Below are 12401 nucleotides of genomic sequence, written 5' to 3' on the forward strand. Positions count from 1 at the left end.
TATTTTATATTATTAATAATTTTGAAATCATCTTATTACAAAGTCCAATATCTAGTCATCAAATTAACCTTGTAATAAGTCAACAAATCAAAAACTTGAATTTTCTTTACTTAATTAATAAGTAAACTTATAATAAGCAAACTTATGACAAGATAACTTATTAAAAGGAGACACTATGAATACCATTTCAATTTCTTTCATATTACCAACCAAAGCTAAACCAACTCAAATTTGGCAATACTATACTGATCTTAATTTAAGAAAATTATGGGAAACTGATCTTGAAGACTTTCGTATATTTGGTGACTTAAAAACAGGGTCTAAAGGTATTTTCAAATTACAAAATATACCGGAAATGGAAGTGACTTTATCAAAGATTATTGATGAGCAAGAATTTACAGAACAATTTGATATGCCTGAAATAGGTTTACTGTTTTTCTCACATCAAATTATTGAAATATCGCATAATCAATATGCATTAAAATCAGAAATTTCTCTAAAACCGGATCCAAAAATGGATACTAAAGCATCCTATGATTTTATAAAACAGATTTCAGATGATATTATAGATAAAACTTACAAATTAAATGGCTTAGTTGAAGGGTAAATTATGACAAAGGACAATAAGTTTTTGACTCAATTCCAAACTGATTCTGAATCTATTGGTTTTATTTTTATGAAAACTTATTCGTCCTGGCATACGAATATCAAAAATTGCTTGAAAAAACAGTCTATCACTCATCCTCAATTTATAGTGCTTGCAACGCTTGCTTATCTATCACAGCAACCAGACGAAATAACACAAGTTATTTTATCAAATAAAACAAATATCGATGTGATGACAATTTCCCAAATATTAGAGAATTTAGAAAAAAAAGATTATATAAAACGCTCTTGCTCAATTAAAGATAGCCGAGCAAAATCCATTCAATTAACACAAAAAGGATTGAATAAAGCAAATGAAACTGTACCTTTGGTTGAACAAATAGATAAAGATTTTTTTTCAACATTACAAGGTGATAAAGAACAATTTATGGAAATGTTATTAACACTATTAAAAACCAACATGAAGGGATAAAATCATTTATAAATTTTTATTATTTATTGTTTTTATCAACTTTGAATGCATCAACTTGACTTAAAATAAGTTTTTGAAGACTTTGTCTCAAATTTCTAGAACAAAATACTTTAAAACTAAATCGTTATAACTCAAGCTGTTAAAGCTCATTACTTGACTAAATTTAATTAAAAAAGGTGATATTACATCACCTTTTATCTATAGTTAGAACGTTTTGCTAAACTTATTTTGCAGCGTTTTGTTCTTGTGCTGATTGAATTGCAGTTAATGCAATGGTGTAAACAATATCATCAACTAATGCACCACGAGATAAGTCATTAACTGGTTTACGCATACCTTGTAACATTGGACCAATCGAAACAAGATCCGCTGAACGCTGTACAGCTTTATAAGTCGTATTACCGGTATTAAGATCAGGGAAGATAAACACAGTCGCTTTACCTGCAACTTGCGAATTTGGTGCTTTTGATTTTGCCACATCTGGCATTACAGCTGCATCATATTGTAAAGGACCATCGATCATAAGATCTGGGCGCTTTTCCTGAGCAATACGAGTTGCTTCTTTCACTTTTTCAACATCTGCGCCTTGACCTGAGCTTCCAGTTGAGTACGAAATCATCGCTACACGTGGTTCAATACCAAAAGCGATTGCAGTATCAGCAGATTGAATTGCAATTTCAGCCAATTCTTGTGCGTTTGGATCTGGGTTAATTGCACAGTCGCCATAAATATAGACTTGATCAGGCATTAACATAAAGAACACAGATGATACAAGAGAACTACCTGGGGCAGTTTTAATTAATTGTAATGGTGGACGGATGGTATTAGCAGTTGTATGCACAGCACCTGACACTAAACCATCAACCTCATTTGCTTCAAGCATCATTGTACCAAGTACTACATTATCAGCTAATTGCTCACGAGCAATTACTTCTGTCATACCTTTATTTTTACGTAATTCAACTAAACGAGGTACATATTTTTCACGAATTAATTCAGGATCAACAATTTCAACACCTTGACCTAAAGTCACACCTTGAGAAGCGGCAACTTTACGCACTTCGTCCGGATTACCAATTAATACGCATTTAGCGATATTTCGCTCAGCACAAATTGCGGCTGCTTTAACCGTTCTTGGTTCATCCCCTTCAGGTAATACAACCACTTTCTTAGCATTACGTGCAAGCTCTGTTAATTGATAACGGAAAGCTGGTGGAGATAAACGACGAGCAGAATTAACCACTTCATTTAATGATTTGATCCAATTTGCATCAATATGATCCGCCACATAATTTTGTGTGCTTTCCATTCGCTCTTTATCGTCAACAGGAATTTCTAAATTAAATTGCTGTAAATTAATAGATGTTTGGAAAGTATTAGTTTTCACAGTAAATACTGGTAAACCTGTATCAAAAGCTGGTTGGCATAATTTTGCGATCTTTTCATCAATATCATAACCGCCCGTTAAAAGCACACCACCAATAGCCACACCATTCATGGCAGCTAAACTAATAGCAACTAATACATCAGCACGATCAGCTGAAGTCACTAACAGTGCATTTGGTTGTAGATGACTGATAATGTTAGGCACACTACGTGAGCAGAAAGATATATGTTTAATGCGACGGTTTTTGATATCACCTTCATTAATAATTTTTGCGTCAAAATGTTTAGCAATATCAATAGAACGACAAGCACTTAAATCCATATTCCAAGGAATACATCCAAGTACTGGCAATGGGCTGTGTGCATTTAAATCATCGATAGTGATTTTTTTATCATCAAATTTAGGAGTGTGATAAATTTCAGCAACATCAGGACGAGCAAGGCTTTGTTCTTCAACTGGCGCATTAACTTTATTAACAATCACACCAACGATTTTTTCGTTTTTAATACCACCAAAGTTAGAACGCGCAATTTCAATACGATCTCTAAGCTGTTCTGGTGTATCTTTACCCATATTAACGACAAAAATAATTTCGGCGCCAAGGGTTTTAGCGATATTATTATTAAGCTCGTTAGCAAATGGATAATCCGATGTTGGCACAATACCTTCAACTAAAACAACATCAGCACCTTTCGTGTTTTCAGCATAAAGGGCAACGATTTCTTCCATTAATACATCTTGTTGATTTAAACCTAATAGGTTTTCAACATGGCTCATTTTAAGCGGTTTTAGCGCTGGAATTGATGTGTTGTGGCTAACTAAAGTTGTCGTATTATCTGGCGCATCACCACCCGCTCTTGGCTGTGCAACGGGCTTAAATACATTTAAGTTAATACCTTGACGCTCCATAGCTCGAATAACACCAAGGCTCACACCCGTTAATCCAACATTGGTGCCAGTTGGAATGAGCATAATTGTACGAGACATAATTGTTACCTCTTAATTCTTCATTATATAAAAACAAACCGCCATTTAGGCGGTTTTAAATATTTATTACGCGGTTAGACGCGCAGCATCTTGAGCAATAACAAGTTCTTCATTGGTTGGAATAACCATCGCAATTGCAGAACCCTCTTTAGTAATTGTACCACCTTGGCCAAAACGAGCAGCAAGATTACGCTCTTGATCAAGTTCAAAGCCAAGAATGCTTAATTTTTGTAATGCCATACGACGAACTTCTTCAGAATTTCCCCCAATACCGCCAGTAAAGACGATAGCATCTAAACGACCGTCTAATAACATTGCATAACCACCGATATATTTTACTAAACGATGAACAAAAACATCTAAAGCATTTTTGGCATCTTCATTAGTATCATAATTATCGGTGACATAACGGCAGTCACTGCTTACACCTGTCAAACCTAATAAACCTGATTTTTTGTTTAAAAGATTGTTAATATCGGCAACTGACATTTTTAAATTGTCGTGTAAGAAGAACATAATAGCAGGATCGATATCACCGCTGCGCGTACCCATAACTAAACCTTCGAGTGGCGTTAACCCCATTGAAGTTTCAACACATTCACCATTTTTAACGGCAGTAATTGATGCGCCATTACCTAAATGACAAGTGATCACATTCGTTTGGTCAACAGGTTTATTTAATAATCTTGCAGCTTCACGGCTAACATAATAATGGCTAGTACCGTGCGCACCATAACGACGAACGCCATGTTTAGTATAAAGCTCGTTAGGAAGAGCATATAAATAAGCTTCTTTTGGCATTGTTGTATGGAATGCAGTATCAAACACAGCAACATTTTTATTTTTTAAGTGTGGAAAGGCTTCAAATGCCTCACGAATACCGATTAAATGAGCTGGATTATGTAACGGAGCAAAAGCTGCTGCATCTTCAATACCTTTTAATACTGAATCATCAATCACAACTGATTGTGTATATTTTTCACCGCCGTGAACAATTCGATGACCAATAGACTTAATACTATCTAATAATTCTGGTTTTTGTGGGAAGATACTATTAACGATAAATTTAATTGCTTCACTATGTGCAGCGCCTGCACCTAAAGATGCTTCACCTTTAACACCATCAAGTTTCCACTTAATGCGTGCATCAGGCAGGTTAAAACATTCGGCTAATCCAGAAAGAAACTCATCACCGTTTTCAGGGTTTATAATAGCAAATTTTAATGATGAGCTTCCGCAATTAAGAACAAGAGCGTTATTACTTGATGACATAGTAATTCCTATAGATTGAATAAAAAGATATATACCAATCAAAATTGGTAACTAAGCACATGATTTAAAATCAATGTGACTACGCTAAGGTGACTTCTGATATCTTACTTTTTGAGATAGAATAATGAGAGTCCCCAATTTGAATGGTACTATTTTAAGATAATAACAAGTGAATGTCGAGGAATCGGAAAAATATGAATGTAATAAGCACATTTAAAGCAGGTCAACGATATATAAAGCTTTGCCCGACAGATAAACAATTAGCATATTCATTTCCTGAATTAAAAATCATTAACTACATAAAAACTACAAGCAAATACTTACCACCAATCGTTATTGGTTTGCTAGTTTGGCAATATTACATGCCAGCACAAATTGCGGTAACAGCAATAACCGTACTATTTACTTTAAGCTTACCGCTACAAGGGATATATTGGCTAGGTAAACGAGCGCTATCACCACTTCCACTTAATTTAATTGACTGCTACAACCAGTTAAAAGCGAAATTAGTTGCGAAAAAAATCGTCGCTGAGAATAGCCCTGAAGTCAACAAATTAACGTTTGAAGAATTTATGAAACTGATCAAACTTGCAAAAGAACATTTAGGTGATTATTTTGGTCAAGATAATGATAACTCACCTTATGGTAAAGGCTAATATCCATGGCAGATTTAATTAATACTCTACAAAATCAAATTGACCGACTTGAACAGCAAATCAGTTTAGCCAACGAACAACAATATCAAGAGCCTTATTTTGACGAACAATTATTTCAAACCAATAACATTGTCACAGATAAAGCATTTTATCTTGAAAAGATCAAACAAACATATCAAGCGTTAATGGCTAATATCAAATCAGAAAAAGTTGAACAAATCACCTTTTTATCAGATACATTAGTCAACCAAATTGCCGCCCTAACACGCGAACTTGCTACCCACAACTTACGTCGCAAAGATCTAAAAATCATTTTTGAAGAAACATTAGCCCAAAAGCACATGCGCCATTTAGATTATTTGCGTCGATTACAAGAGATGAAATATGAACTAGAATTATCACCTGATGTGATCAACCAAAGCAAAATTGCTGCGCTTGATAACCGCATCTACCGCTGTGAACAAGCCATTAACAAGATTGAATTAGAAATGGAAAATGATGGAAATTTAGCTGAATAAACATAGATTAAAATAAGTCGTGAAAATTTATGGAACAAAAATTTAAAAATTATCGTATTGATGCTATTGATAACATTCAAAAAAAAACCTTTAAGCCACTTTCCAGCGATGGAAATATTCGATTTCGATATAATGCTGTATATAAAATTATAATGATTGCTTTTTATATTTTACTAGTCATTAACTGGATTTATTGCTCATTCAAAGTAGGTAGGGAAACAATTCTTTCAGATTTTTTTAATACTAGTTACTGCATTTTTTCGATAGTAATTAGTTTTATTATCGCTCTCTTCTTTTATTTAATGACTAAACCAAATTTAATTGCGGTGAAAGTTCCAATACCACGGTGGGAAAGAATTAAATTCTTGCTAGGGCATTTTTTTCAATTTTTTCTATGCTCGCTTTTTATTGCAATTTGCCTACCAATCAATTTAGTTCATCTCTACCCGGGAAATACATATGAGTATTTGACAGATTATGAAATTACAACACCGGGGCCCCAAAAACGGCACTATCACCGCTACGCTAACGGTATAAAAATTCATGATCCATATACATCAAAAAAATTTTTTCTACCATTTACAAAAAATGACGCTGATATTTACCCTAAAAAATTATTGGTAACCATTAAAAGTAATTTTTGGGGATCTTATCTTATTGATTACAAACTATATGATAAAGCGCCTCAATTACCTAAAAATAACGTGATTGATAATTCAGCGAAATACAAACATGATTATAATTATTAATAGTATTGAGTGAATATTGAACAATAAAGAATAATTGCCAGCAATTATCGTTAATACCTATTTTTTTAATACCAATAAAATTTGCCAAAAATCTATTAATTTTTATCTATTAATCATTACTTTTACTGAACTATTAAGAAAAATATCGTTAATATATTTTATTAACAAAGTTTGATCTATTTGGCCAAATTCAACCACTATTTTTTTGACTTTCACTTCATCAACTTTATGCTTATTTATTGCTATAGTAAGTATATTGGCTTTCAACACAATACTGTTAATTGCACTAGATATTTCCATTTCAGTTAGATGTGTTTGAATGCCTATTGACTTATCTACTTCACCATCATCAAATCTAGAAAGAATCAAATAATGATTTGGTGATACAGGATCGTTACCCATCCCAATAATAAGCACTTCATCTTCGGTATAGCAATTAACGGTTGTTGCTAAAAACCTTACTTCACAGTTCAACATATTATCAACACGTTGCTCTTCTTGCATGTTATTTTCCTTACAACATTTACACCAGCTATATTTACACTAGCTATCACATTTGCTAATGCCTATAATGGCTTAAATTGCAATCTCCCAAATAACAATCTCCTAAATAACAATGACCTAAATAACCTTAACATGACGATTATCTAACACCTTTTTGGTAATGGTAGTGCTCAAGCATTGGCTCATTATTTTCAATACACCAATCATAACCACCAATATCTATTGGCATCTTAGTTAACATGCCCGTTAATTTATTAAATTTTATCCAATTGTCCGCATTTTCAAGTGATGAAAAAACAGCAGATACCGTTGATACCCCGTCTTTCTTAAAAACCCAAACCCAACTATATTCTTTCATACATTTCACCTTATTAGCTATTTTGGTCTTTTTCCCTTTAGTAATGATTGAATAGCTATCTTCCTATAAAATAGTATAGTTAAAAAGGAAAAATTTCTCTATGATGAAAATAAAAAGGGTAAATATTGATATTGTAATCAGCTTACCAACAGAACGGTTTATCTACTTTCTGTAAATGGTTATAGAAAAGTATTGTAAGGCTTTGCTTGCTATTTTAGGCGCTCTTCTATCGTTTTCTCAATTTTAACCCGTCTTTTAAACCCATATTTTATTATTTTGTAACGTTAATTTGCGCTTAATTATGACTTAAAAAAACTTGCGACAACAAAGTGTTGATGTTTTATAAATGGTGAAACGACAGGCATTAACTCTGAGTAAAAATAGCAAATAAAAATTTTAAGCGATGCAAAGATAAATTAGAATGTTTTGTGCTAATTGAAATAGAATAAAGTAAGTCATTATTGAATTTATCTTGTTGATATAAAGATGTTAAAAAATATCCTCAAGTGCTAGTTTAGAAAGTTAAGGGGTAAAGCATGAACAAAAATCTAGAAAAAACGAGTAAATTTCTAAGTTACATTTTAAGACATCAACCTGAAGCTATAGGTATAGCTTTAGATTCTAATGGGTGGATTAAGATTGAAACGCTAATTATGCAAGCTAATCAACATGGTGAATATCTTACCAGAGATCTAATTGAAGAAGTTGTTAAAACAAGCGATAAAAAACGTTTTACAATTTCAGAAGATGGGTTAAAAATTCGTGCTGCACAAGGGCATTCAACTAAACAGGTTGAAATCAAATATCAACAACAAATCCCACCAGAATTTTTGTATCATGGGACGGCAACTCGTTTTATTGATTCAATTAAAGAACAAGGGTTAATTGCAGGTGACCGCCATTATGTTCACTTATCTTTCGATGAACAGACAGCTAATGCTGTAGGCAAACGACATGGTAAACCGATTGTATTAAAAGTAAAAGCTTTGTTAATGCATCAACAAGGCTTCAAGTTCTATTTAGCTGATAATGGTGTTTGGTTAACCCATACTGTTCCTAATACCTTTTTTACGTTTGAGTAAATAGCCCCTAATTCAGCCTGCCTTGCTTTATATTGGGCTGATTTTGATCCTAACCAAACGAAGGCTACTGCAACTAAATAAAATATAGATAAGTTCTAAATTATGCATTCAACTTATTTGCTATATACCTTAAAAGGCTAGATAGCTTGGTGTATCTACACTTTTTAGCACCAAAGATAAGGCCATAGCTTCATTTTATAAATGACTCCAACCTGTTTGGCTTTCAGGTTAAATACCCTACTACTTTAATTCTAATAAATTAAAACGTTATTTTCTGATAAGTTATCTCCATTTTGATATCCTTTTTCCATTAATCTTGTTCAATTTTTCTTAGTTTTTTTAAAGTTGGCAAGTTAAAAATCATTCAGAAAAACCATTGATTTTATTTAATTTTTATTTTAGCATCGAATTTTTATTAAACCTTTATTCGCACCAAAATATGCTTTTAGCTTTTTGATAAAAAGCCATTTTCCCGCTTATAGCTTAAATGAATATCATTATACTAATTAATTAGTACCATCTTTTTAAGATAGATTTATAATAGCGAATATGATTAAGTAACCAGATAGATGGCTGTCGCCTATCTAACTGTGACTAAATAAGGAAATGATAATGAGCAAAATATTTGATGATAATTCACAAACTATTGGTCATACCCCACTTGTTCGTTTAAAACACTTTGGTCATGGTAATATTTTAGCTAAAGTCGAATCACGTAATCCAAGTTTTAGCGTGAAGTGTCGTATTGCATCGAATATGATTTGGGATGCGGAAAAGCGTGGTTTATTAACTTCAGATGTTGAATTAATTGAGCCGACCAGCGGTAATACGGGTATTGCACTTGCGGCTGTCGCTGCAGCTCGTGGTTATAAGCTAACATTAACTATGCCTGAAAGCATGAGTATTGAACGCAGAAAGCTGTTAAAAGCTTTAGGTGCCAACTTAGTATTGACTGAAGCATCAAAAGGTATGAAAGGTGCCATTGATAAAGCCGAAGAAATTGTTGCCAGTAATCCACAAAAAAATATCATGCTTCAACAATTTAGTAACCCAGCTAACCCTGAAATTCACGAAAAAACCACTGGTCCTGAAATTTGGAATGATACCGATGGTCAAATCGATGTGTTTGTTGCTGGTATTGGAACTGGTGGTACGTTCACTGGTGTAACACGTTATATCAAAAAAACGCAAGGTAAAAATATTACTGCAGTCGCCGTTGAGCCAACTAATTCACCCGTAATTACTCAGGCGCTAGCAGGTGAATCAATCAAGCCAGGACCGCATAAAATTCAGGGTATTGGGGCTGGTTTTATTCCTGAAAATCTAGATTTAAGTTTAATCGATTTGGTCGAAAAAGTTTCTAACGAAGATGCTATTGATACCGCTCGTATATTAATGGAAAAAGAAGGCATTTTAGCAGGCATATCGTCTGGTGCTGCGATTTTTGCAGCCGATCGTTTAGCTAAATTACCTGAAAATGCAAATAAAACCATTGTTGTCATTTTGCCTTCTTCTGGCGAACGCTATTTAAGTACTGACTTATTTAGTGGTATTTTTACCGAAAAAGAACTTGGTTAAGCTGAAATCGCAATAAAATATCCGTAATAAAAAGCGCAAATCATCAAATCATTGCGCTTTTTGCTAATATACATTTATTGACACACTGGGCTAATTATCCTGAATAATGCCAAAATGGCGGTACGCATGTGGCGTTGCAATTCTGCCACGAGGGGTTCTTTGGATATAACCTTGTTGGATTAAAAACGGTTCAAGCACGTCTTCGATCGTTTCGCGCTCTTCGCCAATTGCCGCCGCAATATTATCTAAGCCAACAGGCCCACCCATAAATTTTTCGATAATAGTAAGCAATAATTTGCGATCCATATAATCAAAACCTTCGTTATCAACATCAAGCATATCCAGTGCTTGGGTAGCGATTTTTTTATCGATAACACCTTTGGACTTTACATCAGCATAATCGCGCACACGACGCAAAAGGCGATTAGCAATTCGAGGAGTACCACGTGAACGTTTGGCAATCAAATAAGCCCCTTCATCTGACAGATCCATGCCTAAAAATTTGGCACTGCGACTAACAATATATTCCAAATCCTCAACACGATAAAATTCAAGACGTTGTACAATACCAAAGCGATCTCTCAGTGGCGAAGTCAACGAACCAGCTCGCGTTGTTGCACCAATTAATGTAAAGGGAGGAAGATCAATTTTGATCGAACGTGCCGCAGGCCCTTCGCCAATCATAATATCTAGTTGGTAATCTTCCATCGCTGGGTATAAAATTTCTTCAACTACAGGTGATAGGCGATGAATTTCATCAATAAACAATACATCGTTAGGCTCTAAATTGGTTAGCATAGCGGCTAAATCGCCCGCTTTTTCTAAAACAGGACCAGATGTAGTACGTAAATTAACATTCATTTCGTTCGCTACAATGTTAGCTAACGTGGTTTTACCAAGCCCAGGCGGACCAAATATAAGCACATGATCGAGCGCATCACTACGTTGTTTAGCTGCTTGAATAAAAATCTTCATTTGTTCGCGCACTTGTGGTTGGCCGATGTATTCGTCCAAATATTTGGGGCGAATAGCACGATCTAACGATTCTTCTTCTTTTTGTACTTGTGGGGCGATCAAACGATCCGCTTCAATCATAATAAATCCCTATTTACAATGCCGATTTTAAGGCTTCACGAATCAGTGTTTCACAATCCATATCTGGGTTAATGACTTTATTAATGATACGACTGGCTTCTTGCGGTTTATAACCAAGTGCAATTAGAGCTGAAACCGCCTCGCTTTCAATTTGATTAGCCGATTTTTGAACACTATTTGTTTCAATAGCGGTGTTAGCGCTTGATGATTGTTCTCCAAACCGTTTAATGCGATCTTTCATTTCCACAATTAACCGTTCAGCTGTTTTGTTACCTACACCGGGTAGTTTTACTAAGGTTTTAATTTCACCTTGCTCAACAGCGCTAATAAATTGCCCTGCGGACATACCTGATAAAATGGCTAACGCTAATTTAGGTCCTACTCCATTGACTTTTATTAGCTCACGAAATAGCTCACGCTCTTGATCTTGATTAAAGCCATACAATACTTGAGCATCTTCACGAACTGCAAAATGGGTTAACACAATAACTTCTTGCCCATTTTCGGGTAATTCATAAAAACAGGTCATCGGCATAAATACATCATAACCGACACCGCCAACTTCAATCAGTACTTTTGGGGGTTGTTTTTCAATAATAGTGCCTCGTAAACGACCAATCACAATATATCCTTAATAATAAAGCGTAATAAATCAGCAAATAATTAAGCGTAGTTTACCCGATAGCAAAAAAATAATAAAGAAAAACTGTATAAATAGACAGGCAATAAAATAATATTGCCGACATTTGTTGACTATGTCGGCAACATAAATCGCAAAATTAATGCGTTATCTTAGAATGGCATTTTAAAACCTGGCGGTAATTGCATGCCGCCAGTAACTTGCGCCATACGTTCTTTCTGTGCTGTATCTAAACGACGCGCTGCATCATTATAAGCAGCAGCAATAAGATCTTCTAACATTTCTTTATCATCATCAGCCATAAGTGATGGATCAATTTCAACGCGCTTACAACTGTGTGCACCATTAATCGTAACTTTAACTAAGCCGGCACCAGACTCGCCAGTAACTTCCAATTTGGCGATCTCTTCTTGCGCTTGTTGCATTTTTGCTTGCATTTGTTGGGCTTGTTTCATTAAATTGCCCAAGCCACCTTTTCCACCTGAAAACATAATTAT

General features: G+C 34.4%; 14 protein-coding genes. 7 read left to right on the forward strand and 7 right to left on the reverse strand.

What is annotated here, in order from left to right:
- Nucleotides 1–175: 175 nt before the first annotated feature.
- Both A9G45_RS00445 and A9G45_RS00450 read left to right on the forward strand, forming a co-directional pair.
- Complete coding sequence (locus tag A9G45_RS00445) at nucleotides 176–607, forward strand: hypothetical protein (protein WP_065567570.1); 432 nt, start codon at nucleotides 176–178, stop codon at nucleotides 605–607.
- Nucleotides 608–610: 3 nt separating this feature from the next.
- Nucleotides 611–1078, forward strand: coding sequence for a MarR family winged helix-turn-helix transcriptional regulator (locus tag A9G45_RS00450; protein ID WP_065567571.1), 468 nt, complete (start codon nucleotides 611–613; stop codon nucleotides 1076–1078).
- A gap of 223 nt (nucleotides 1079–1301) precedes the next feature.
- Here A9G45_RS00450 and pta read toward each other — a convergent pair whose 3' ends face one another.
- Complete coding sequence (pta, locus tag A9G45_RS00455; protein WP_065567572.1) at nucleotides 1302–3452, reverse strand: phosphate acetyltransferase; 2151 nt, start codon at nucleotides 3450–3452, stop codon at nucleotides 1302–1304.
- Between the two features lie 66 nt (nucleotides 3453–3518).
- Nucleotides 3519–4724, reverse strand: coding sequence for an acetate kinase (locus tag A9G45_RS00460; protein WP_065572344.1), 1206 nt, complete (start codon nucleotides 4722–4724; stop codon nucleotides 3519–3521).
- Nucleotides 4725–4918: 194 nt separating this feature from the next.
- Here A9G45_RS00460 and yfbV point away from each other — a divergent pair, with 194 nt between their 5' ends.
- The 3 genes from yfbV to A9G45_RS00475 are packed head-to-tail and all read left to right on the forward strand — an operon-like array spanning nucleotide 4919 to nucleotide 6647.
- A complete protein-coding gene (yfbV, locus tag A9G45_RS00465) occupies nucleotides 4919–5380 on the forward strand; it encodes a terminus macrodomain insulation protein YfbV (protein ID WP_065567573.1) in 462 nt (153 codons plus the stop codon).
- 5 nt (nucleotides 5381–5385) lie between these two features.
- Nucleotides 5386–5898, forward strand: a complete 513-nt coding sequence (priC, locus tag A9G45_RS00470) for a primosomal replication protein PriC (RefSeq protein ID WP_065567574.1) — start codon at nucleotides 5386–5388, stop codon at nucleotides 5896–5898.
- Nucleotides 5899–5927: 29 nt separating this feature from the next.
- The gene (locus A9G45_RS00475; RefSeq protein WP_065567575.1) at nucleotides 5928–6647 is read left to right on the forward strand and encodes a hypothetical protein; all 720 of its coding nucleotides are present in this window, start codon (nucleotides 5928–5930) and stop codon (nucleotides 6645–6647) included.
- 102 nt (nucleotides 6648–6749) lie between these two features.
- Here the strand turns inward: A9G45_RS00475 and A9G45_RS00480 are convergent, their stop codons facing one another.
- Nucleotides 6750–7151 (reverse strand): hypothetical protein, encoded by a 402-nt coding sequence (locus tag A9G45_RS00480; protein ID WP_065567576.1) that lies wholly within the window; start codon nucleotides 7149–7151, stop codon nucleotides 6750–6752.
- A 139-nt stretch (nucleotides 7152–7290) separates the two neighbouring features.
- Nucleotides 7291–7509 (reverse strand): DUF7710 domain-containing protein, encoded by a 219-nt coding sequence (locus tag A9G45_RS00485; protein WP_065567577.1) that lies wholly within the window; start codon nucleotides 7507–7509, stop codon nucleotides 7291–7293.
- A 536-nt stretch (nucleotides 7510–8045) separates the two neighbouring features.
- On the opposite strand from A9G45_RS00485, the gene A9G45_RS00490 reads away from it, so the two are divergent.
- Together A9G45_RS00490 and cysK are read left to right on the forward strand one after the other, a co-directional pair.
- Nucleotides 8046–8591, forward strand: coding sequence for an RNA 2'-phosphotransferase (locus tag A9G45_RS00490; RefSeq protein ID WP_065567578.1), 546 nt, complete (start codon nucleotides 8046–8048; stop codon nucleotides 8589–8591).
- A gap of 612 nt (nucleotides 8592–9203) precedes the next feature.
- Nucleotides 9204–10169 carry a cysteine synthase A gene (gene cysK / locus A9G45_RS00495; protein ID WP_065567579.1) on the forward strand — a complete coding sequence of 322 codons (966 nt, stop codon included), beginning with the start codon at nucleotides 9204–9206 and terminating at the stop codon, nucleotides 10167–10169.
- Nucleotides 10170–10259: 90 nt separating this feature from the next.
- Here the strand turns inward: cysK and ruvB are convergent, their stop codons facing one another.
- The 3 genes from ruvB to A9G45_RS00510 form a co-directional block, all read right to left on the reverse strand.
- On the reverse strand, nucleotides 10260–11264 hold the full coding sequence (gene ruvB / locus A9G45_RS00500) for a Holliday junction branch migration DNA helicase RuvB (protein ID WP_065567580.1): 1005 nt from the start codon (nucleotides 11262–11264) through the stop codon (nucleotides 10260–10262).
- A gap of 13 nt (nucleotides 11265–11277) precedes the next feature.
- Nucleotides 11278–11886, reverse strand: coding sequence for a Holliday junction branch migration protein RuvA (gene ruvA / locus A9G45_RS00505; RefSeq protein ID WP_065567581.1), 609 nt, complete (start codon nucleotides 11884–11886; stop codon nucleotides 11278–11280).
- A 170-nt stretch (nucleotides 11887–12056) separates the two neighbouring features.
- Complete coding sequence (locus A9G45_RS00510) at nucleotides 12057–12395, reverse strand: YbaB/EbfC family nucleoid-associated protein (protein WP_065567582.1); 339 nt, start codon at nucleotides 12393–12395, stop codon at nucleotides 12057–12059.
- Nucleotides 12396–12401: the final 6 nt, after the last annotated feature.

Origin of the sequence: Gilliamella sp. HK2, from assembly GCF_001690265.1 — a bacterium.
Taxonomy (GTDB): Bacteria; Pseudomonadota; Gammaproteobacteria; order Enterobacterales; family Orbaceae; genus Gilliamella; species Gilliamella apicola_C.

What these genes read in the sequence shown, in the direction of transcription:
- A9G45_RS00445 (WP_065567570.1), top strand. Translation starts at nt 176, where the DNA reads ATGAATACCATTTCAATTTCTTTCATATTACCAACCAAAGCTAAACCA.
- A9G45_RS00450 (WP_065567571.1), top strand. Translation starts at nt 611, where the DNA reads ATGACAAAGGACAATAAGTTTTTGACTCAATTCCAAACTGATTCTGAA.
- pta (WP_065567572.1), bottom strand. Translation starts at nt 3,452, where the DNA reads ATGTCTCGTACAATTATGCTCATTCCAACTGGCACCAATGTTGGATTA.
- A9G45_RS00460 (WP_065572344.1), bottom strand. Translation starts at nt 4,724, where the DNA reads ATGTCATCAAGTAATAACGCTCTTGTTCTTAATTGCGGAAGCTCATCA.
- yfbV (WP_065567573.1), top strand. Translation starts at nt 4,919, where the DNA reads ATGAATGTAATAAGCACATTTAAAGCAGGTCAACGATATATAAAGCTT.
- priC (WP_065567574.1), top strand. Translation starts at nt 5,386, where the DNA reads ATGGCAGATTTAATTAATACTCTACAAAATCAAATTGACCGACTTGAA.
- A9G45_RS00475 (WP_065567575.1), top strand. Translation starts at nt 5,928, where the DNA reads ATGGAACAAAAATTTAAAAATTATCGTATTGATGCTATTGATAACATT.
- A9G45_RS00480 (WP_065567576.1), bottom strand. Translation starts at nt 7,151, where the DNA reads ATGCAAGAAGAGCAACGTGTTGATAATATGTTGAACTGTGAAGTAAGG.
- A9G45_RS00485 (WP_065567577.1), bottom strand. Translation starts at nt 7,509, where the DNA reads ATGAAAGAATATAGTTGGGTTTGGGTTTTTAAGAAAGACGGGGTATCA.
- A9G45_RS00490 (WP_065567578.1), top strand. Translation starts at nt 8,046, where the DNA reads ATGAACAAAAATCTAGAAAAAACGAGTAAATTTCTAAGTTACATTTTA.
- cysK (WP_065567579.1), top strand. Translation starts at nt 9,204, where the DNA reads ATGAGCAAAATATTTGATGATAATTCACAAACTATTGGTCATACCCCA.
- ruvB (WP_065567580.1), bottom strand. Translation starts at nt 11,264, where the DNA reads ATGATTGAAGCGGATCGTTTGATCGCCCCACAAGTACAAAAAGAAGAA.
- A9G45_RS00510 (WP_065567582.1), bottom strand. Translation starts at nt 12,395, where the DNA reads ATGTTTTCAGGTGGAAAAGGTGGCTTGGGCAATTTAATGAAACAAGCC.